19 protein-coding genes are annotated in these 20057 nt (G+C 64.8%); 14 read left to right on the top strand and 5 right to left on the bottom strand.

Features of this window, described 5'->3' with window-relative positions; translation table 11 throughout:
- Positions 1 to 5: 5 nt before the first annotated feature.
- Both J8847_RS05125 and J8847_RS05120 read left to right on the top strand, forming a co-directional pair.
- The gene (locus J8847_RS05125) at positions 6 to 329 is read left to right on the top strand and encodes a rhodanese-like domain-containing protein (protein ID WP_211523600.1); all 324 of its coding nucleotides are present in this window, start codon (positions 6 to 8) and stop codon (positions 327 to 329) included.
- Positions 330 to 368: 39 nt separating this feature from the next.
- Positions 369 to 1730, top strand: a complete 1362-nt coding sequence (locus J8847_RS05120) for a TolC family outer membrane protein (RefSeq protein WP_211523599.1) — start codon at positions 369 to 371, stop codon at positions 1728 to 1730.
- A 381-nt stretch (positions 1731 to 2111) separates the two neighbouring features.
- Here the strand turns inward: J8847_RS05120 and gloA are convergent, their stop codons facing one another.
- From gloA to J8847_RS05105, 3 genes are all read right to left on the bottom strand, one after another.
- Positions 2112 to 2525 (bottom strand): lactoylglutathione lyase, encoded by a 414-nt coding sequence (gene gloA, locus J8847_RS05115; RefSeq protein WP_211523598.1) that lies wholly within the window; start codon positions 2523 to 2525, stop codon positions 2112 to 2114.
- Between the two features lie 77 nt (positions 2526 to 2602).
- On the bottom strand, positions 2603 to 3034 hold the full coding sequence (locus tag J8847_RS05110; protein WP_211523597.1) for an OsmC family protein: 432 nt from the start codon (positions 3032 to 3034) through the stop codon (positions 2603 to 2605).
- The gene (locus J8847_RS05105) at positions 3031 to 3360 is read right to left on the bottom strand and encodes a hypothetical protein (protein WP_211523596.1); all 330 of its coding nucleotides are present in this window, start codon (positions 3358 to 3360) and stop codon (positions 3031 to 3033) included. Before J8847_RS05105 ends, J8847_RS05110 begins: the two co-directional genes overlap by 4 nt.
- Positions 3361 to 3494: 134 nt before the next feature.
- Here J8847_RS05105 and J8847_RS05100 point away from each other — a divergent pair, with 134 nt between their 5' ends.
- The 10 genes from J8847_RS05100 (at position 3495) to J8847_RS05055 (ending at position 14409) form a co-directional block, all read left to right on the top strand.
- A complete protein-coding gene (locus J8847_RS05100) occupies positions 3495 to 4403 on the top strand; it encodes a DUF3667 domain-containing protein (protein WP_211523595.1) in 909 nt (302 codons plus the stop codon).
- Positions 4404 to 4543: 140 nt separating this feature from the next.
- Positions 4544 to 5449, top strand: a complete 906-nt coding sequence (locus J8847_RS05095; protein WP_211523594.1) for an NAD kinase — start codon at positions 4544 to 4546, stop codon at positions 5447 to 5449.
- Positions 5450 to 5489: 40 nt separating this feature from the next.
- The gene (gene recN / locus J8847_RS05090) at positions 5490 to 7157 is read left to right on the top strand and encodes a DNA repair protein RecN (protein WP_211523593.1); all 1668 of its coding nucleotides are present in this window, start codon (positions 5490 to 5492) and stop codon (positions 7155 to 7157) included.
- Between the two features lie 173 nt (positions 7158 to 7330).
- Positions 7331 to 7759, top strand: coding sequence for an organic hydroperoxide resistance protein (locus J8847_RS05085; protein WP_211523592.1), 429 nt, complete (start codon positions 7331 to 7333; stop codon positions 7757 to 7759).
- Positions 7760 to 7840: 81 nt separating this feature from the next.
- Complete coding sequence (gene hemH, locus J8847_RS05080) at positions 7841 to 8944, top strand: ferrochelatase (protein ID WP_211523588.1); 1104 nt, start codon at positions 7841 to 7843, stop codon at positions 8942 to 8944.
- A 398-nt stretch (positions 8945 to 9342) separates the two neighbouring features.
- Complete coding sequence (gene grpE / locus J8847_RS05075; RefSeq protein ID WP_211523587.1) at positions 9343 to 9903, top strand: nucleotide exchange factor GrpE; 561 nt, start codon at positions 9343 to 9345, stop codon at positions 9901 to 9903.
- Between the two features lie 111 nt (positions 9904 to 10014).
- On the top strand, positions 10015 to 11958 hold the full coding sequence (gene dnaK / locus J8847_RS05070) for a molecular chaperone DnaK (protein WP_211523586.1): 1944 nt from the start codon (positions 10015 to 10017) through the stop codon (positions 11956 to 11958).
- A gap of 119 nt (positions 11959 to 12077) precedes the next feature.
- Positions 12078 to 13199, top strand: a complete 1122-nt coding sequence (dnaJ, locus tag J8847_RS05065) for a molecular chaperone DnaJ (protein WP_211523585.1) — start codon at positions 12078 to 12080, stop codon at positions 13197 to 13199.
- Between the two features lie 185 nt (positions 13200 to 13384).
- A complete protein-coding gene (gene can, locus J8847_RS05060; protein ID WP_211523584.1) occupies positions 13385 to 14059 on the top strand; it encodes a carbonate dehydratase in 675 nt (224 codons plus the stop codon).
- Entirely contained in the window at positions 14056 to 14409 is a 354-nt protein-coding gene (locus J8847_RS05055; RefSeq protein WP_211523583.1) for a nucleotide pyrophosphohydrolase, read from the top strand. The genes can and J8847_RS05055 overlap by 4 nt, the downstream gene beginning before the upstream one ends.
- Positions 14410 to 14579: 170 nt before the next feature.
- Here J8847_RS05055 and gabD read toward each other — a convergent pair whose 3' ends face one another.
- Together gabD and J8847_RS05045 are read right to left on the bottom strand one after the other, a co-directional pair.
- On the bottom strand, positions 14580 to 16034 hold the full coding sequence (gabD, locus tag J8847_RS05050) for an NADP-dependent succinate-semialdehyde dehydrogenase (protein ID WP_211523582.1): 1455 nt from the start codon (positions 16032 to 16034) through the stop codon (positions 14580 to 14582).
- Between the two features lie 82 nt (positions 16035 to 16116).
- A complete protein-coding gene (locus J8847_RS05045; protein ID WP_211523581.1) occupies positions 16117 to 17433 on the bottom strand; it encodes an amidohydrolase in 1317 nt (438 codons plus the stop codon).
- A gap of 164 nt (positions 17434 to 17597) precedes the next feature.
- Between J8847_RS05045 and J8847_RS05040 the strand changes: the two genes are divergently transcribed.
- Together J8847_RS05040 and J8847_RS05035 are read left to right on the top strand one after the other, a co-directional pair.
- Positions 17598 to 18953 (top strand): S41 family peptidase, encoded by a 1356-nt coding sequence (locus J8847_RS05040; RefSeq protein WP_211523580.1) that lies wholly within the window; start codon positions 17598 to 17600, stop codon positions 18951 to 18953.
- Positions 18954 to 19284: 331 nt separating this feature from the next.
- Positions 19285 to 20055, top strand: a complete 771-nt coding sequence (locus J8847_RS05035) for a gamma-glutamyl-gamma-aminobutyrate hydrolase family protein (RefSeq protein ID WP_211523579.1) — start codon at positions 19285 to 19287, stop codon at positions 20053 to 20055.
- The last annotated feature ends 2 nt before the right edge of the window (positions 20056 to 20057 follow it).

Below are 20057 nucleotides of genomic sequence, written 5' to 3'. Positions count from 1 at the left end.
CCGCGATGCGACAGATGACCGCCCCCGAGTTGGCCGCCTGGCTGGCCGACCCGGCGCGCGAGCAGCCGCTGCTGCTGGACGTGCGCGAGAACTGGGAATTCGAGACCTGCCATATCGCGGGCTCGACCCAGATCCCGATGCACCTGATTCCGATCCGGGTCGGCGAGATCGACGACGACCGCGAGATCGTGTGCATCTGTCACCACGGGGCGCGCAGCATGCAGGTTGCTGCCTTCCTCGAACGGAACGGATTTGCCAACGTAACGAATTTGACGGGCGGAGTACACGCCTGGGCCGTGCAGGTCGACCCTTCGATGCCGAAGTACTGACCTGATTCCTAACTTTTGATGACTCCTGTGGAGAAAGCAATGCAGAAACCCCTTATCGCCGTCCTGCTGGCCGGCGCGTTCTTCTCGCTGAATGCAAGCGCGGCGGACCTGATCCAGGTTTACCAGCAGGCGCTGGCCAACGATGCGACCTACGCCAGTGCACGCGCGGCGTTGAACGCGGGCCGCGAGCGGATCACGCAGGGGCAAGCCGGCCTGCTTCCCACGGTGGGTCTCACCGGCGCCATCACCAGGAACGACAGCGATTTCTCGCCGTGGAACGAAGGTGCGACGGTCACCCGCGCCGACGGCACCCAGGGCATCGTCACCGCCGGCGGCTCCAACCTGACCACCAAGGAATACACGCTGTCGCTGCAGCAGCCGCTGTTCCGCTGGGACCGCTGGCAGTCCTACCAGCAGAGCAAGCTGCAGCAGTCGATCGCCGAAGCCCAGTTCGCGCAGGCGCAGCAGGACCTGATCACCCGCGTGGCCTCTGCCTACTTCGAGGTGCTGGCGGCCCAGGACAAGCTGGCCTCGATCCGCGCCCAGAAGGATGCGGTGAGCGAGCAGCTGGCATCGGCCAAGCGCAACTTCGAAGTCGGCACCCAGACCATCACCGACACCCATGAAGCGCAAGCCGCCAACGACCTGGTGGTGGCGCAGGAATTCGCCGCGGTGAACGACCTGGACAACAAGCGCAACGCGCTGCAGGCCATCATCGGCACCGAGCCGGGCACGCTGGCGCCGCTGAAGACCGGCATCACCCTGGCCCCGCCGCAGCCGGCCACGGTCGACCAGTGGGTGTCGTCGGCGGAAACGCAGAACTACGGCGTGACCGTGCAGGAACTGCAGGTGGAAATCGCCAAGCGCGAGATCTCCCGCCAACGCGCCGGCCACCTGCCGACCCTGGACCTGCTGGCCACCTCGACCCGCCGCGACGTCAACGGCCAGGTGAACAACACCTCGGGCGTCAACAAGAACAACGCCATCGGCGTGCAGCTGAGCGTACCGATCTTCAGCGGTTTCAGCGTCACCAGCCGCGTGCGCGAATCGATCGCGCTGGAAGACAAGGCCCGCAACGACCTGGAAACGACCCGCCGCAACGCAGCCCTGACGGCGCGCCAGTCCTTCCTCGGCGTGAACAGCGGCCTGGCCCAGGTCAAGGCGCTGGAAGCGGCGGAAGTGTCGAGCCAATCGGCGCTGGATTCGAACAAGCTGGGTTACCAGGTGGGCGTGCGCATCAATATCGACGTGCTGAACGCGCAGCGCCAGCTGTACCAGACCCGCACCGACCTGTCGCGTGCGCGTTACGACACCATCCTCAACGGCCTGCGCCTGAAGGCGGCGTCGGGATCGCTGCGCGAGGCGGATCTGGTGCCGGTGAATAATCTGCTGGATAAGTAATCGTCCAGGCACGCCTGGCGGCGTGCTTGAATAAGAAAACCCGGGAGCCGGTTTGCTGGCTGCCCGGGTTTTTGTTTTGTTCGTCTCTATGCTGCGAACTTGGGTCCCCGCCTGCGCGGGGACGACGTGATGAAGTAGCGGACTACGACAAAATTTGTGGCTCGCTACCGAAACCCGCCGTTCCCGCGAAGGCGGGAACCCAAGTTCCCCAGCAGCACCGCAACGTTTAAATAGCCCGCCCCCTGCGCCACTGAATGAGTTCAGCAATCACCACATCGGCCGCCGACACCGTGGGGTGGGGGATTGCACGGGGCCGCCCAGGACCGCCCCGAAGACGTATTGATTGCCGCGCCGCGCCGGGCTTGCTGAAGAGCTGCCCGATCAGCTGCCGAGACCGGCGCCGCCGGCGTGGTCGGCACGCTCGATCAGTTCGACCTTGTAGCCGTCCGGGTCGGTGATGAAGGCGATCACGGTGCTGCCGCCCTTGACCGGGCCCGGCTCGCGGGTGATGTTGCCGCCGGCCGCGCGCACCTGTTCGCAGGTCTTGTAGATGTCCTCGGCCGAGATGGCGATATGGCCGTAGGCCGTGCCCATGTCGTAGCTGTCGACGCCGTAGTTGTAGGTCAGCTCGAGCTCCGCGTGCTCCGGGTTGCTGCCGTAGCCGAGGAAGGCGAGGGTGTACTTGTACTCGGGATTGTCGCTGGTGCGCAGCAGCTTCATGCCCAGCACCTTGGTGTAGAAGTCGATCGAGCGTTGCAGGTCGCCGACGCGTAACATGGTGTGCAGAATGCGCATGGGTAGTGTCCTCTTGTTGATTCAGAAAACCGCCATTTTATGCGCTCGCCATGTTCCTTGCCGGCGCCTGCGCGCGCTCAGTTCTCCAGCTTCGCGCTGAGCGTGATGTCCGCGTTCAGCAGCTTCGACACCGGGCAGTTTTCCTTGGCCGTATTGGCCGCCTTGTCGAAGGCTTCCTGGCTGGCGCCGGGAATCTTCGCCACCAGGTCCAGGTGCACCGCCGTGATCGAGAAGCCGCCCTCGACCTTTTCCATCGACACGGTGGCCGTGGTGCGCAGCTCCTGCGCCGTCAATCCGGCCTGCCCGAGCTGGCCCGAGAGCGCCATGGTGAAGCAGCCCGCGTGCGCGGCGCCGATCAGCTCCTCGGGATTGGTGCCGGGACCGTCCTCGAAGCGCGTGTTGAAGCCGTACTGCGCGTCCTTGAGCGCGCCGCTGCCGGTCGACACCGCGCCCTTGCCATCCTTCAGCCCGCCGCTCCAGACGGCGCTGCCGTTACGCTTGATCGTCATGGCGCCCCCTTGTCGTCGTTGCCTGGTCCGAGATCGGCGCCCTCGTGGCGGCGCATCGAGCGGTGGCGGTCCGGTTGCGGGTTGGCCTGGCCGGTCGCATCCGCAGCCGGCTCGACGGCCTGCTCGATGCCCTGGCCGTTGGTGCCGTAGCAATCGGTATTGACCAGGCCCTGGGCCAGGTCCTCGGCCGCCTGCTTGATGACGCCGCGCGGTTCCTGGTCCTGCGCATCCGGGGTCTCGTCGCGCTCGTGCGGCTGGCGCTTGACGCCGTCGTTCTCGATCGGGGCCTTGGTGTTGACGAAGCGGTCCTTGGTTTCGGTGACCATGATGTCCTCCTTCTGCATTTCTGTTGGTTCAATCCTAACTGGGTGAAGAGGATGCGGTCGCGCAATTGGATGATGCAATTTTGCAACTAAAGCCTTACCATGTCGGCTTGACCGTCATTGCCTGGAACCGCGCCGTGAAAACCGAAGCCCTTCCTCATCCCGACACCTCCATTTGCAAGAATTGCGGCGCTGCGACCTCCGGCAATTTCTGCCACCAGTGCGGCCAGGCCACCCACCTGCACGTGCCGACCGCCTTCGAGTTCCTGCACGAGTTCGTTGGCCATTATGTGGCGCTGGAAGGCAAGCTGTGGAAGTCGCTCAAGCTGCTGCTGTTCAAGCCGGGCTTCTTGACCCGCGAGTACATCGAAGGCCGGCGCGCGCGCTACCTCGAGCCGCTGCGCGTCTACCTGACCTTCAGCATCATCTTCTTCGCACTGTTCAAGATCGGCGGCCTGGACTTCAATGTCATGAGCACCGACCGGGACGAGCTGCAGCGCGCCGCGGTCGAACAAGTTGCAAAGGACAAGGTGGCGCGTCCCGCCACGCCGGAAGAGCTGGCCCAGGTCAAGGAAAGCGAGAAGGACCTCGTGGAAATCGCCGGCAGGATCAATCCCGCGCTGGGCCGCGGCACCGAGGGCCTGCTGGACATGCCCGAGAAGGAACGCAGCGACGCGCTGAAGCGGGCCTTCTTCTCCAACGCGCCCTATGCGGTCTTCGCGCTGATGCCGGTGTTCGCCCTGTTCCTGAAAATCCTCTATCTGGGCAAGGGCCGCACCTACGGCGAACACTTCCTGTTCGCGCTGCACTCGAATGCCTTCGCCTTCTTCATGCTCAGCCTGCTCATCCTGGTGCCGAAGGGCTGGGACATCGTCACGCTCGTGCTGCTGCTCTGGCTGACCTTCTACCTGCCGACCGCGATGCGGCGCGTGTACGGCGGCACCCGCACCATGACCGCGGTGCGCTGGCTGGTGTTGATGATGTTGCACACCATTAGCCTGAGCATGGCCGTTGTTGCTGCCGTGAGCCAGGCCTTCCTACAGTAATCTTGCCACCTGGCGGGGCTCGCCCTTATACTGTTCTTTTGTACAGTGTTTGACGAGTCCCGGGCGGCCCGTCAACTGGCAGCCGCAGGGATTATCGGTTAATCTCCAGCGTGTCGTTACCCATCACCGCCGAGATCGATATGTCCGCTGTCACGCCTGCACCACAACCCATCATCGCGCTCGTGGTCCGGCAAAACACGGCCGGAGTCGAGGAGCCGGTCGGCCGCATCGTGGATTTCCTGCGCGGCGCCGGCTACCGCGTGGTGTTCGAGGAAGACACCGCGGCCCACTTGGGGCTGACGGGCATCGAATCCATGAGCGTGGCCGCCATCGGCGAACAAGCCAAGGCGGCCGTCGTGGTCGGCGGCGACGGCACCATGCTCGGCATCGCGCGCCAGCTCGCCAAATACGATACCCCTTTGATCGGCATCAACCAGGGACGCCTGGGCTTCATCACCGACATCCCGATCCAGAACATGCTGCCCGCGCTGGGCGAGATCCTGGAGGGCAGGTCGCGCCTGGAGAAGCGCACGCTGCTGGAAGCGCGCGTGATGCGCGACGGCGAGCAGATCTACTGCAGCGTGGCGGTCAACGACGTGGTGGTGGCGCGCGGCACCGGCGCCGGCATGGTCGAACTCAAGCTGATCGTGGACGGCGAGTTCATGTACAACCAGCGCTCGGACGGCCTGATCGTCTCGACGCCGACCGGTTCCACCGCCTATTCGCTGTCTGCCGGCGGCCCGCTGCTGCACCCGAGCCTGCAAGGCATCGTGCTGGTGCCGATCGCGCCGCATGCGCTGTCGAACCGGCCGATCGTGGTGCCGGACACCAGCGAGATCGTGGTCGAACTGGTGAGCGGGCGCGACATCAGCGTCAACTTCGACATGCAGACCTTCACCAGCCTGCAGCTGGGCGACCGCATCGTCATCTCGCGCTCGCCCAACACCGTCACCTTCCTGCACCCGCACGACTGGAGCTACTACCATACGCTGCGCGAAAAACTGCACTGGAACGAATACCCGACCAACGACGGCAAGCTCAAGTAAATCGCCATACCCATATCCACCAACGGAGACCCGATTTTTCATGCTGCGCACACTTACCATCCGTGACTTCGTCATTGTCGACGCCATCGAGCTCGAGTTCTCGAACGGCTTCACGGTATTCACCGGCGAGACCGGCGCCGGCAAGTCGATCCTGATCGATGCGCTGCAACTGGCGCTGGGTGGCCGGGGCGACGCCAGCATGGTGCGCGAAGGAGCGGCCAAGGCCGACATCACGGCCGATTTCGCCCTCACCGCGGCGGCGACGGCATGGCTGGAGGCGAACGAATTCGCCAGCGAAGAGGGCGGCGCGCTGCTGCGCCGCGTGATCGACAACGCCGGCCGCTCGAAGGCCTACATCAACGGCATCTCGGCCACCGCATCGCAGCTGCGCGAGCTGGGCGAAATGCTGGTCGACATCCACGGCCAGCACGCCCACCAGACTTTGCTGAAACCCGACGCCCAGCGCGACCTGCTCGATAACCAGATCGCGGTGCGCGACCCCGAGGCGCGCGCCGAGGTGGTGGAAGTGGCCAGCCTGTACCGCGCCTGGCGCGCCCTGGTGCGCCAGCGCGAGGAATACGAGACCAATGCCAAGAACGTGCTGATCGAGCGCGAGCGCCTGGAGTGGCAGGTGAGCGAGCTGGACAAGCTGGCGCCAAAGGCCGGCGAGTGGGCCGAGATCAGCAACGAGCACAGCCGCCTGTCGCATGCCGCCAGCCTGCTGGAGGGCGCGCAGGAAGCGCTGAACGCGCTGTCGGAATCGGACGATCACCCTATCCTGTCGCAGCTGTCCTCGCTGAACGCCAAGCTGGGCAAGCTGGTGGACGTCGACGTGCAGCTGCAGGCGGTGCTCGACTGCATGGAGCCGGCCCGCATCCAGCTGCAGGAAGCGGTGTACGCGCTGAACAACTACATCGACAAGGTGGAGCTCGACCCGGACCGCCTGCGCGAGGTCGACGCGCGCATGGAGGCGCTGCACAGCGCCGCGCGCAAGTACCGCGTGACGCCCGAGGAGCTGCACGACGAGCACGCCGCGCTGGCGGCCAAGCTGCGCCAGCTGGCGGATGCGACCGACATCGAAGGCCTGCGCAAGCAGGAGGACAAGGCCAGGGCCGCCTACATGGAAGTGGCCAGGCGCCTGTCGCAGCGCCGCGAAAAGGCGGCGCGCGAGCTGGGCACGCAGGTGACCAGCGCGATGCAGGAACTGAGCATGAGCGGCGGCAGCTTCGCGGTGGCGCTGAACGCCGCCGAGCCGGGCGCGCACGGGCTGGAGCAGGTGGAATTCCTGGTGGCCGGCCACACGGGCGTGGCGCCGCGTCCGCTGGCCAAGGTGGCTTCGGGTGGCGAACTGGCGCGTATTTCGCTGGCGATTTCGGTGATCACCTCGAATGCGACCACGGTGCCGACCCTGATCTTCGACGAGGTCGATACCGGCATCGGCGGCGGCGTAGCCGAAGTGGTGGGCCGCCTGCTCAAGCGCCTGGGGCAGCAGCGCCAGGTGCTGTGCGTGACCCACTTGCCGCAGGTGGCGAGCCAGGCGAACCAGCACTTCCAGGTGGCCAAGGGCACGACCGATGCGGGCAGGACCGTCTCGCGCATCGATGTGCTGGACAGCCGGGCCAGGGTGGAAGAGGTGGCGCGCATGCTGGGCGGGATCGAGATTACCGAGACGACGCGCAAGCATGCGAGGGAGTTGCTGGCGTCGTAACGCCGCCAGGCCCGTTAGCCTCAAGACCGTCGTTCCGGCCTTCGCCGTAACGACGTTTACATGCAGCGGGCCAAAGCGCCTCTCCCATCCGGCCAACCGTCATCCCCCCCTTCACCATTCTGTGGCAAAGTGCTATCTGATCCGCACCCACAACCACAAAGGAGGGAAGTCGAATGAGCATCGAAAAAGTCCTGTACCGCGCCCAAGCCACCTCCCAAGGCGGCCGCGAAGGCAACTCGAAGAGTTCCGACGGCGTGCTGAACCTGCAGCTGTCCACCCCGAAGGAACTGGGCGGCGGCGGCGGTCCCGGCACCAATCCCGAACAGCTGTTCGCCGCCGGCTACTCGGCCTGCTTCCTCGGCGCCCTGAAATTCGTGGCCGGCCAGCAGAAGGTCAGCCTGCCGCAAGACCTGACCGTCACCGGCGACGTCGGCATCGGCCAGATCCCCACCGGCTTCGGCATCGAAGTCGACCTTACCATCAAGGCCCCGGGCATGGACCAGGCCCAGCTGAAAGAGCTGGTCGACAAGGCCCACATCGTCTGCCCCTACTCGAACGCCACCCGCAACAACATCGACGTTCGCCTGCACGTATCCACCTGACGACAAGCCGCGCGCACGCGCTGTCCGCCGCACGGGACCCCCACTTATAATAGAGGGCGTCCCGTCACCCACCCTTCATACATGCCATTTCGCAAAGAACCGCCTCACGCCCACGGCACCGTGCCGCAGCATGCCGTCGTCCTGGTCAACCTCGGCACACCCGACGAGCCCACTCGCAAGGCCGTGCGCCGCTACCTGAAGCAGTTCCTGTCCGACCCGCGCGTGGTGGAGATCCCGAGCCGCGTCTGGTGGTTCATCCTGCACCTGTTCATCCTGCCTATCCGCTCCGGCAAATCGGCCGCCAAGTACCGCACCATCTGGACCCGCGAGGGTTCGCCCCTGAAGGTCCACACCGCGAAGCAGGCGGCGCTGCTGCAGGACATGCTGAAGGAACGCGGCCACGAGGGCGTGAAGGTGGCGATGGCGATGCGCTATGGCTCGCCGTCGGTCAATGAGGTGCTCGATCGCCTCAAGGAAGAGGGCTGCGACCGCATCGTGGTCCTGCCCGCCTACCCCCAGTATTCCGGCACCACCACGGCCTCGATCTGGGACGCCGTCTACCAGCACTATGCGCGCGTGCGCAACGTGCCCGAGCTGCGCCTGGTGAAGCACTACCACGACCACGAAGGCTATATCAACGCCCTGGCCGAGAGCGTGCAGGGCCACTGGGACAACCACGGCCGCGGCCAGAAGCTGGTGATGAGTTTCCATGGCGTGCCCAAGCGCACCCTGCTGCTGGGCGACCCGTATTTCTGCGAATGCCAGAAGACCGCGCGCCTGCTGGCCGAGGCCCTGGGCATCGGGCCGGAAGACTATCTGGTGACGTTCCAGTCGCGCTTCGGCAAGGCCGAATGGCTGCAGCCCTATACCGCCCCCACCGTGCAGCAGCTGGCGCGCGAAGGCGTCGAACGCATCGACGTGATCTGCCCGGGCTTCACCAGCGACTGCCTGGAGACGCTGGAAGAAATCAACATGGAAGTGCGCCACGATTTCGAGGCCGCGGGCGGCAAGGATTACCACTACATCCCCTGCCTCAACACCTCGCCGGCCTGGATCAAGGGCCTGGCCGAGATCGCCGAACAGCACCTGATCGGCTGGCCGACCATCCTCACCCCGGCCCAGAGCGCCAGCCAGCGGCGCGACGCCCAGGTCGGCGCCCAGCACGCGGCCCAGCTCGGCGCTTAGGCGGACAGGGTAGCCGTTCTGCTAAAATGGCCGGTTTGTCAGGGCGTCGCGCCGATGCCGACGTAGCACAGCCAGGCCATCACCGCCAGGGTGTACAGCACGACGGCGCTGCTGATCAGGTGTAATCGCATGATGTCTGCTCCCGGATCGCTTGCCTCGACAGTGGCAAGCTTGTCGAGAAGCTTATAACTTCTCGTTGGGAAATGAATCACGGAAATAGTAAATACTGTAACAATTGTTATCTGAAGTGGACTGATCGTCTGGAGCGGGCCTGCCGGACCATGACATTTCCTCAATTCCCCTTGAAATTGTAGGAGATCGCCCCATCTGGGGGCCTGTACATTCAAGCAGGAAGCTTTCCTGTCTCAGCCAAGTCCTTGATTCTAGGAGTTTTTTCGATGCAAGACCAAGAAAACAAAGAGGTGACGAACCAGCCGGAAGCCGAGGCGCCTGCAGCCGAGGCTGCCGCTCCCCAGGCCGCTGCTGCCGCACCGGGCGAGCCGGGCCTCGAAGAACAGCTGAGCGCGACCGAAGCCAAGCTGGCCGAGATGCACGACGCCTTCATGCGCGCCAAGGCCGACGCGGAAAACATCCGCCGCCGCGCCCAGGAAGATGTGAGCAAAGCGCATAAATTTGCCATCGAAAGCTTCGCCGAGGCCATGGTGCCGGTGCGCGACAGCCTGGAAATGGCGCTGAAGGTCGAGACCCAGACCGTGGAAGCGATCCGCGAAGGCGTCGAGATGACCCTCAAGCAGCTCACCGCGGCCTTCGAGAAGAACCGCCTGATCGAAGTCATGCCGCAGCCGGGCGAAAAGCTCGACCCGAACAAGCACCAGGCCGTGGCCGTGGTGCCGTCGGAGCAGGAAGCGAATACCGTGGTTGCAGTGCTGCAGAAAGGCTACATGATCGCCGACCGCCTGCTGCGTCCCGCCATCGTCACCGCAGCAGCACCGAAATAAGCGCGAAATAAGGAAAAAACGCAGCGTGCAGCGAGTTAACCACTTGAAAGCACGCGCTTTTTCCCAATATTGAATTCATCCGAAATCATCCAAATATAAAAGGAATACATCATGGGCAGAATCATTGGTATCGACCTGGGAACCACCAACTCCTGCGTCGCGATCATGGAAAACGGCCAGCCGAAGGTGATTGAGAACGCCGAAGGCGCGCGCACTACTCCTTCGATCATCGCCTATCAGGAAGATGGTGAAATCCTCGTGGGCGCGCCGGCGAAACGCCAGGCTGTCACCAACCCGAAGAACACCCTGTTCGCGGTGAAGCGCCTGATCGGCCGCAAGTTCCAGGAAAAGGAAGTCCAGAAAGACATCGCGCTGATGCCTTACCAGATCATGCAAGCCGATAACGGCGACGCATGGGTCGGCGTGCGCGACAAGAAGCTGGCGCCGCCGCAGATCTCGGCGGAAGTGCTGCGCAAGATGAAGAAGACCGCCGAGGACTACCTGGGCGAAGAAGTCACCGAAGCCGTGATCACCGTGCCGGCTTACTTCAACGACTCGCAGCGCCAGGCGACCAAGGACGCCGGCCGCATCGCGGGCCTGGACGTCAAGCGCATCATCAACGAGCCGACCGCGGCCGCGCTGGCTTTCGGCCTGGACAAGACCGACAAGGGCGACCGCAAGATCGCCGTGTATGACCTCGGCGGCGGCACCTTCGACGTGTCGATCATCGAGATCGCCGACGTCGAAGGCGAGAAGCAGTTCGAAGTGCTGTCGACCAACGGCGACACCTTCCTGGGCGGCGAAGACTTCGACCAGCGCATCATCGACTACATCATCGACGAGTTCAAGAAGATCAACGGCCTCGACCTGTCCAAGGACCCGATCGCCCTGCAGCGCATCAAGGCCTCGGCCGAGCGCGCCAAGATCGAGCTGTCGTCCTCGCAGCAGACCGAGATCAACGAGCCGTACATCGCCATGGCGAACGGCGCGCCGGTCCACCTGAACCTGAAGATCACCCGCGCCAAGCTGGAAGCCCTGGTCGAGGAACTGATCGCCAAGACCATCGAGCCGTGCCGCATCGCGATCAAGGATGCGGGCGTCAAGGTCTCGGACATCGACGACATCATCCTGGTCGGCGGCATGACCCGCATGCCGAAGGTGCAGGAGAAGGTCAAGGAGTTCTTCGGCAAGGACCCGCGCAAGGACGTCAACCCGGACGAAGCCGTCGCTGTCGGCGCCGCGATCCAGGGCTCGGTCCTGTCGGGCGAGCGCAAGGACCTGCTGCTGCTGGACGTGACCCCGCTGTCGCTGGGCATCGAAACCCTGGGCGGCGTGATGACCAAGATGATCCACAAGAACACCACGATCCCGACCAAGTTCTCGCAGGTGTTCTCGACCGCCGACGACAACCAGCCGGCCGTGACCATCAAGGTCTACCAGGGCGAGCGTGAAATCGCAGCGGGCAACAAGGGCCTGGGCGAATTCAACCTCGAAGGCATCCCGCCGGCGCCGCGCGGCACCCCGCAGATCGAAGTGACCTTCGACATCGACGCCAACGGCATCCTGCACGTGGGCGCGAAGGACAAGGCCACCGGCAAGGAAAACAAGATCACCATCAAGGCCAACTCGGGCCTGTCGGAAGAAGAAATCCAGAAGATGGTGAAGGACGCCGAACTGAACGCGGAAGAGGACAAGAAGGTCAAGGAAATGGCCGAAGCCCGCAACCAGGGCGACGCGCTGGTCCACTCGACCAAGAAGTCCCTGACCGAATACGGCGACAAGCTGGAAGCCGGCGAGAAGGAAAAGATCGAAGCGGCGATCGCCGACCTGGAAGGCGCGATCAAGAGCGGCGACAAGGCGGACATCGACGCCAAGACCGCAGCCCTGTCGACCGCGGCCCAGAAGCTCGGCGAGAAGATGTACGCCGACATGCAGGCGCAGCAGGCAGGCGCCCAGGGCGCGGCCGGCGGCCAGCAGCCTGGCGGCGAATCGTCGGCCAAGCAGGACGACGACGTGGTCGATGCCGACTTCAAGGAAGTGAAGGACGCCAAGTAAGACCAGCGGACGGGGCTCTCGCCCCGTTCCGTACGGGACCGAGCCGATGACCACATGGTTCCCGGCTCGGTTTTTTTGCATAGATCGTTCCGTTTTAGATAAACAGCAAGGTGCCGACAATGGCAAAGCGTGATTTTTACGAGATCCTCGGGGTCGCCAAGACTGCGTCGGAAGACGACATCAAGAAGGCTTATCGCAAGCTGGCGATGAAGTACCACCCCGACCGCAATCCTGACAACAAGGAAGCGGAGGAGAAGTTCAAGGAGGTGAAGGAAGCCTATGAGATGCTGACCAACGCGGAGAAACGCGAGGCTTACGACCGCTTCGGTCATGCCGGCGTGGATCCGAACAGCGGCATGGGCGGAGGTTTCGGCGCGGGCGGCTTCGGCGACGCGTTCGGCGACATCTTCGGCGACATCTTCGGTGGCGGCCGCGGCCGCAGCGCGGGTCCGCAGGTCTACCGCGGCGCCGATTTGCGCTACAACCTCGAGATCACGCTGGAACAGGCGGCGCACGGCTTCGACACCACCATCCGCGTGCCGAGCTGGGACAAGTGCGACACCTGCCACGGCAGCGGCGCCAAGCCGGGCACCCAGCCCGTCACCTGCTCGACCTGCGCCGGCCACGGCCAGGTGCGCATGCAGCAGGGCTTCTTCAGCATCCAGCAGACCTGCCCGAAGTGCCACGGCAGCGGCAAGATCATCCCGGAACCCTGCGCGGCCTGCGCCGGCGCCGGACGCATCAAGCGCAACAAGACCCTGGAAGTGAAGATCCCGGCCGGTATCGACAACGGCATGCGCATCCGCTCCTCGGGCAACGGCGAACCGGGCACCAACGGCGGGCCGCCGGGCGACCTGTACGTGGAGATCCACATCAAGCCGCACCAGGTGTTCCAGCGCGAAGGCGACGACCTGCACTGCGAGATGCCGATCTCGTTCTCGAAGGCCGCCCTGGGCGGCGAGATCGAGGTGCCGACCCTGACCGGCAAGGTCTCGTTCACGGTGCCCGAAGGCACCCAGACCGGCAAGACCTTCCGCCTGAAAGGCAAGGGCATCAAGGGCGTGCGTTCGGGCTACACGGGCGACCTGTTCTGCCACGTGGTGGTCGAGACCCCGGTCAAGCTGACCGACAAACAGAAGGACCTGCTGCGCGAATTCGACCGCCTCACCAACGAGGGCGGCGCGAAGCATAGCCCGCAGAGCAAGGGCTGGATGGACAAGGTCAAGGACTTCTTTGAGTAAGCAGGTCCTGCACTGGAAAACGCTGAGCGGCGCGAGCCCTCGGCGTTTTTTTCGGCCCTATGGATGGCAACAGTTCAACACTGTTACACTTCGTGTATTTTCCGAAGAATTATTCTAGAGCCGGCGTGGCGAGCCACGGCCCGGCCGCGTCCCTACGGGACGGCAACACACGACAAGGAGCGAAGATGGAAAACAAGAGCAAGGGCGTGACCGCCGAAGACCTGTTCGCGCGCAACCGCGCCTGGGCTGCCTCGATGGTGGCCGAGGACCCGAACTTCTTCAAGGCGCTGTCCGAGCAGCAGGCCCCGGAATACCTGTGGATCGGCTGTTCCGACAGCCGCGTGCCGGCCAATGAACTGCTGGGCATGGCGCCGGGCGAGCTCTTCGTCCACCGCAACATCGCCAACGTGGTGGTGCACTCGGACCTGAACTGCTTGAGCGTGCTGCAGTTCGCGATCGACGTGCTGAAGGTGAAGCACGTCATCATCTGCGGCCACTACGGCTGCTCGGGCGTGCATGCCGCGCTGACCGGCGGCCGCGTGGGCCTGGCCGACAACTGGCTGGGCCATGTGCGCGACGTGCGCGAGAAGCACGGCAAGTACCTGGGCGCCGTCACCGGCCGCGCCGCGACCAACCGCCTGGTGGAGCTGAACGTGGCCGAGCAGGTGATCAACGTGGCCCAGACCACGATCGTGCGCGACGCCTGGGACCGCGGCCAGCCGCTGACCATCCACAGCTGGGTCTACGGCGTGCATGACGGCCTGCTGCGCGACCTGGGCATCACCATCAGCAGCCAGGAAGAAATCGCGCCGAAGCTCGAGCGCGTGCTGAACGGCTACGTGGAGAAGGACGCGGCGTGAGCGAGCTGCATCAGTTGCGCGCTCTCGTGCGCGAGTTCGTGGACGAGCGCGACTGGGACCAGTTCCATACGCCCAAGAACCTGGCTTCCGCCCTGACGGTGGAGGCGGCCGAGCTGCTGGAGCATTTCCAGTGGCTCCAGCATGGGCGTCTTGAGGAGCTGGGGCAGGAGAAACTGGCCGAGGTGAAGCACGAGATGGCCGATGTGCTGGTCTACCTGGTGCGCATCGCCGACAAGCTCGATGTCGACCTGTTCGCGGCGGTGCAGGAAAAGATGGTGCTGAATCGCGAGAAGTATCCCGCCGAGCAGGTGAGGGGGGATGCGAGGAAGTATTACGAGTACAAGAAGTAAACGTAAGCAGAGCGCGCGTGTGTTTTACCCGCACCCTCAAGACCGTCGTTCCGGCGCAGGCCGGAACCTAAGCTCGTTGCGTACCACTTACATTTAACGCTAGCGGCAGCACGAGCAAACTTGGGTTCCGGCCTTCGCCGGAACGGCGGGTTGAGGGTGCTGGCTAAGGGTTATACGCCACCCATGCAGATATACTTCACGATCAGGTAATCGTCCATCCCATAGGTCGACCCTTCCCGCCCCAGCCCCGACTGCTTGACCCCGCCAAACGGCGCCACCTCGGTCGAGATCAGCCCGGTATTCACCCCCACCATCCCCGTTTCGATCGCCTCGGCCACGCGCCACACGCGCCCGATGTCGCGCGCGTAGAAGTAGGACGCCAGCCCGAACTCGGTGGCATTGGCCAGCGCGATCACATCTTCTTCCGTCTTGAAGCGGAACAGCGGCGCCACCGGCCCGAAGGTTTCCTCGCTGGCGACCAGCATGTCCGAGGTGACCTCGGTCAGCACGGTCGGCTGGAAGAAGCTGTGCCCCAGCGCGTGGCGCTTGCCGCCCGCCAGCAGCTTCGCCCCTTTGCCGAGCGCATCCTCGATGTGCTGCTCGACCTTGCGCACCGCCTTTTCCTCGATCAGCGGGCCCTGGTTGACGCCCTCCTCGACGCCGTTGCCGACCTTGAGCTTGCCCACGGCCGCCACCAGCTTGCGCGCGAATTCGTCGTACACGCCGTCCTGCACGTAGATGCGGTTGGCGCACACGCAGGTCTGGCCGGCGTTGCGGTACTTGGAGGCGATCGCGCCTTCGACCGCCGCGTCGATGTCGGCGTCGTCGAAGACGATGAAGGAGGCGTTGCCGCCCAGTTCCAGCGAAAGCTTCTTGATCGTCGGCGCGCACTGCTCCATCAGCAGGCGGCCGACGGCGGTCGAGCCGGTGAAACTCAGTTTGCGCACCAGCGGGTTGGCCGTCATCTCGCCGCCGATGGCCTTTGCTTCGCCGATCACGACGCTGAACACGCCTTTCGGCACGCCGGCGCGCTCGGCCAGCACGGCCAGGGCCAGCGCGGAATAGGGCGTCAGTTCGGCGGGCTTCAGCACGATGGGGCAGCCGGCCGCCAGCGCCGGGCCGACCTTGCGGGTGATCATCGCGGCCGGGAAGTTCCAGGGCGTGATCGCGGCGCATACGCCGATCGGCTCCTTGGTCACGACGATGCGGCGGTCCGGCCAGGGCGAAGCAAGGGTCTCGCCGGCGATGCGCTTGGCCTCTTCGCCGAACCACTCGAAGAAGGAAGCGGCGTAGGTGACTTCGCCCTTGGCCTCCGCCAGCGGCTTGCCCTGTTCGGCCGTCATCAGGAGCGCCAGGTCGTCGGCATTGGCCAGCATCAGGTCGGACCAGGCGCGCAGGATGGCAGCGCGTTCCTTGGCGGTCTTCTTGCGCCACGCCGGCCAGGCGGCATTGGCGGCCTCGATGGCGCGGCGGGTCTCGCCCGCGCCCATGTGCGGCACGGTGCCGAGCTGCTCGCCGGTGGCGGGGTTCACGACCGGGAAGGTGGCGCCATTGTCGGCGCCGACCCAGGCGCCATCGATATAGGCCTGCTGGCGCAGCAGGGAAGGATCTTTCAGGTTCAGCATGGAGTTCCTCGTGCGTGTGGCTTCGTCAGGAATCCATCATGGTAGACCTTTTCGACAACACGCGCCGCGAGGCCCCTGCGTGCTACTTGCGCATCAGGTCCTGCAGCGCCACCACGGTGGCCTCGACGCCCGTCTTCACGCTGGGGCCCGGCAAGACCTTGAACAGCGGGCTGTGGTGGCTCGGCAGCTTCAGCTTGCCCGCCTTGGCCGCGGCGATGTCTTCCGGCGCGGTGCCGCCGACCGTGAAGTAGACGCTCGGGATGTACGGATCGGTGACGAACTGGGGGAAGTCTTCCGACCCCATCCCCTCGCGGAATTCCTCGTCGCCGATGGCGTCCGGACCGATGTCGCGCTTCCAGGCCGCGCTCAGTCGGCGCACCAGGTCGGCGTTGTTGAGCACCGGCGGGGTCGGATGGTCGACCAGCTTCACTTCCGGCAGCTCGTTCTCCGCCATGCCGGCGGCGCGCGCCGTGTTCTCGGCCATGCGCTTGATCGCGTCGAGCAGCAGCTTGCGCGTGGCCGCGCTTTCGCTGCGCACGGTCAGCTGGAGCCTGGCGTTGTCGCCGATGATGTTGGCCTTGGTGCCGCCGTGGAAGGAACCGACCGTGATCAGGCCGGGTTCGCGCGGGCTCAGTTCGCGGCTGACGATGGTCTGCAGGCCGACCACGATCATCGAGCCGAGCACGATCGGGTCCTTGCCGCGGTGCGGGCTGGCGCCGTGCGCGCCCACGCCCTTGATCAGGATCTCGACCGTGTCGGCGCCGGAATAGGGCGAGACTTCCGAGGCGAGCACCTTGCCGCTCGCCATGTCGGCCTTGACGTGGAAGCCGAGCGCGTAGTCGGGCTTGCCGAAGCGCTTGTACAGGCCGTCCTGCATCATCGCCAGCGCACCGCCGATGCGCTCCTCGGCCGGCTGGCCGATCAGCATCAGGGTGCCGGACCACTTGTCCTTTTCGGCCGCCATGCGGCGCGCCGTGCCCACCAGGCTGGTCATGTGCACGTCGTGCCCGCAGGAGTGCGCGACCGGCACCACGTTCCCCTCCATGTCCTTCTGCCTGGCGGTGGAGGCGTTCGGCAGGCCGGACTTCTCCTGCATCGGCAAGCCGTCCATGTCGGCGCGCATCATCACCAGCGGGCCGCGGCCGTTCTTCAGGATCGCCACCACGCCGGTCCCGCCGACTTTCTCGGTGACCTCGAAACCGGCCGCGCGCAATTCCTGAGCCAGGCGCGCGGCGGTCTTCACTTCCAGGAATGAGAGTTCCGGATTGCGGTGAAAATGGTCGAACAGCGCGCCAAGGTGCTTGTCGTAGTCGCCGGAGATGGCCTTGGCGAGCTCGGATGCGGAAGCGGACGTGAAGATCGAGGCGCAGAGCAGGGTGGTCAACAGGGTCTTTTTCATGGGCGGGGACAGTGGTGGGAAGGGATGGGTTGCCGTCGGGTCATCCCATGGTAGTGCAAAACATGCAGCCTGTTCCGCAAAATTGACCGCCTGTCGCATGCCGCGCGCGCGCCGCATTCGCCGTTCGTAGAATAACGATCACACCAACAAGCATGGAGCACCGCATGAGATCCCGCATCATCCTGGTCACTATCCTCGCTGCCCTGGGCGGCAGCGCTTTCGCCCAGGGCGCCACGCCCCGGGAGGAACTCGATGCCAGGCTGTTCGATTCCCCCGCCCTGGCCACGCCTTACCGCGAGAACCTGAGCGAGGACGAGAAACTGGCCGGCCTGGCCAAGTTCTGGTCCGAGGTGAAGTACAACTTCGTTTATGTCGACAAGCTCAAGGAACTGGACTGGGACCGCCTCTACCTCGAGACCATTCCCAAGGTGCGCGCCACCACCTCGACGCTTGAGTACTATCGCGTGTTGTCCGAGCTGTGCGCCAGGCTGCAGGACGGTCACACCAATGTCTACCCGGGGCCGGAACTGCGCAAGCTGACGATGGCGCGCCCGATGTTCACGACCTACCTCATCGAAGGCAAGGTACTGGTGCGCGAGGTCTTCGATCCGGCCCTGGCAGCCAAGGGTGTCCGGCCCGGCGTCGAAGTGGTCGCGGTGAACGGCGAGCCCTCGCTGGCCTATGCGCAGCGCGAACTGGTCCCCGTCATCAGCGCCTCCACCCCGCAAGACATGGAACGCCGCGCCTACGGCTTCAACTTCCTGGCGGGAGCCTTGAAGGACGTCCCGCGCGTGAGCTTCCGCACCGCCGCCGGCAAGAGTTTCGACCTGGAGACGCCGCGCGTGGAGATCGAGACTTTCATCAAGGCGGCGTATGGACGCGAGCCTTTCGAGCTGCGCATGCTGCCGGGGAACGTGGCCTATGTGGCGCTGAACAGCTTCGGCGACGACCGCGCCGCGGATGCTTACATGGCGGCCTTCGAGCGCATCGCCAAGGCCTCGGCGCTGGTGATCGATGTGCGCAACAACGGCGGCGGCAATTCGTCCGTCGGCTACCGCGTGCTCGCCACCCTGGTGGACAAGCCCTTCGCCACCAGCGCCTGGTCGACCCGCCAGTACCTGCCCAGCTACCGCGCCTGGAAGAAGCCGATGCCGGACTTCGAGAAGCCGGCCAACAACTGGGAGCCGGACGGCAAGCGCCATTTCACCGGCCCGGTGGTGGTGCTGACTTCCGGCGCCACCTATTCGGCGGCCGAGGATTTCGCAGTGGCCTTCGACGCGATGAAGCGCGGCACGATCGTCGGCGAAGCGACCGGCGGCAGCACGGGCCAGCCGCTGTTCGTCTCCCTGCCGGGTGGCGGCACGGCGCGCATCTGCACCAAGGCCGACACCTATCCGGACGGCACGCGCTGGGTGGGCAAGGGCATCCAGCCCACCGTGGCGGTGAAGCAGACCCTGGCCGACCTGCGCCGCGGCCGCGATACCGTGCTGGAAGCGGCGCTGGCGAAACTGCGGAAATAATACCGCCAGGACACTGTAGGGTGGACGGCTCCGCCGTCCACGCGGTGATAGACGCAGGCTCCGGATTCGTGCCGGATGATCTTGCTTCCAACTATCACCGCGTGGACGGGGGACCCGTCCACCCTACGACTATTCCACGCATTGCCCTGCCTAACCGTGTTGGCACCCCGGTCGAGTTACCGTTAAGCTTTTGTTATTGGAACGAAGTTCCACGGCAGATCGGCAGAGAAGCACCCATTCCGCGGTTTGTTGATCTGGCTCAACAGCACCTCGCGTTCGGGCCCAAATGCTCGTATGATGGACTCGTGCGCTTCACCACAAGGTAGAGACCATGCGCCCCCTCGTCATCGTTCCAGCGTGCACGCGTGATTTCGGCGAACATCCGTACCACGCCGCCCAGCACAAGTATGTCGACGCCGTCGTTCTCGGCGCCGATTGCGCCCCCATGATCCTGCCGTCGCTTGGCGCGTCGCTGGATCTGGAGACCATGTTTTCGCTGATCGACGGCATCATGCTGACCGGTTCGGCCTCCAATGTTCATCCCAGCTATTACTCGGAAGAGGTGCTCGATCCCTCGCTGCCGCAAGACCCGGCGCGCGACCAGACCACCTTGCCGCTGATCCGCGAAGCGGTGAAGCGCGGCGTGCCGATCATCGCGATCTGCCGCGGCTTCCAGGAGATGAACGTGGCCCTCGGCGGCAGCCTGCACCAGGCGGTGCAGGCGGTGCCCGGCAAGTTCGACCACCGCGAAAACCCGGAGCTGGGCATGGACGAACAGTACGGCGACGCCCACAACGTCAAGCTGTGCGAAGGCGGCATGCTGCGCGAGATCCTGGGCGTGGACGAGATTCCCGTGAACTCGCTGCACGGCCAGGGCGTGAATTCGATCGCGCCCTGCCTGACGGTGGAGGCGGTGGCCGAGGACGGCCTGGTCGAAGCCTTCACGGTGGCGGATTCGCCGGGCTTTACCCTGGCGGTCCAGTGGCACCCCGAGTGGCGCATCCAGCACAACCCGTATTCGATGAAGATGTTCGGCGCGTTCGGCGAAGCCTGCCGCATGTATCGTGAACAGCGCCTGGAACAGCAACGGAGCCGCGGATGAGG

Source organism: Massilia sp. AB1, assembly GCF_018119385.1.
Taxonomy (GTDB): Bacteria; Pseudomonadota; Gammaproteobacteria; order Burkholderiales; family Burkholderiaceae_D; genus Telluria.
Note: the sequence above shows the minus strand (reverse complement) of the source record. Positions and strands in the feature narration are given on the sequence as shown.

Bases quoted from the DNA above. Each gene is read 5' to 3' on its own strand.
- J8847_RS05035 (WP_211523579.1), top strand. From the start codon at position 19,285: ATGCGCCCCCTCGTCATCGTTCCAGCGTGCACGCGTGATTTCGGCGAA.
- grpE (WP_211523587.1), top strand. From the start codon at position 9,343: ATGCAAGACCAAGAAAACAAAGAGGTGACGAACCAGCCGGAAGCCGAG.
- J8847_RS05120 (WP_211523599.1), top strand. From the start codon at position 369: ATGCAGAAACCCCTTATCGCCGTCCTGCTGGCCGGCGCGTTCTTCTCG.
- can (WP_211523584.1), top strand. From the start codon at position 13,385: ATGGAAAACAAGAGCAAGGGCGTGACCGCCGAAGACCTGTTCGCGCGC.
- J8847_RS05045 (WP_211523581.1), bottom strand. From the start codon at position 17,433: ATGAAAAAGACCCTGTTGACCACCCTGCTCTGCGCCTCGATCTTCACG.
- dnaJ (WP_211523585.1), top strand. From the start codon at position 12,078: ATGGCAAAGCGTGATTTTTACGAGATCCTCGGGGTCGCCAAGACTGCG.
- dnaK (WP_211523586.1), top strand. From the start codon at position 10,015: ATGGGCAGAATCATTGGTATCGACCTGGGAACCACCAACTCCTGCGTC.
- gabD (WP_211523582.1), bottom strand. From the start codon at position 16,034: ATGCTGAACCTGAAAGATCCTTCCCTGCTGCGCCAGCAGGCCTATATC.
- J8847_RS05085 (WP_211523592.1), top strand. From the start codon at position 7,331: ATGAGCATCGAAAAAGTCCTGTACCGCGCCCAAGCCACCTCCCAAGGC.
- J8847_RS05040 (WP_211523580.1), top strand. From the start codon at position 17,598: ATGAGATCCCGCATCATCCTGGTCACTATCCTCGCTGCCCTGGGCGGC.
- J8847_RS05105 (WP_211523596.1), bottom strand. From the start codon at position 3,360: ATGGTCACCGAAACCAAGGACCGCTTCGTCAACACCAAGGCCCCGATC.
- J8847_RS05125 (WP_211523600.1), top strand. From the start codon at position 6: ATGCGACAGATGACCGCCCCCGAGTTGGCCGCCTGGCTGGCCGACCCG.
- J8847_RS05110 (WP_211523597.1), bottom strand. From the start codon at position 3,034: ATGACGATCAAGCGTAACGGCAGCGCCGTCTGGAGCGGCGGGCTGAAG.
- hemH (WP_211523588.1), top strand. From the start codon at position 7,841: ATGCCATTTCGCAAAGAACCGCCTCACGCCCACGGCACCGTGCCGCAG.
- recN (WP_211523593.1), top strand. From the start codon at position 5,490: ATGCTGCGCACACTTACCATCCGTGACTTCGTCATTGTCGACGCCATC.
- gloA (WP_211523598.1), bottom strand. From the start codon at position 2,525: ATGCGCATTCTGCACACCATGTTACGCGTCGGCGACCTGCAACGCTCG.
- J8847_RS05095 (WP_211523594.1), top strand. From the start codon at position 4,544: ATGTCCGCTGTCACGCCTGCACCACAACCCATCATCGCGCTCGTGGTC.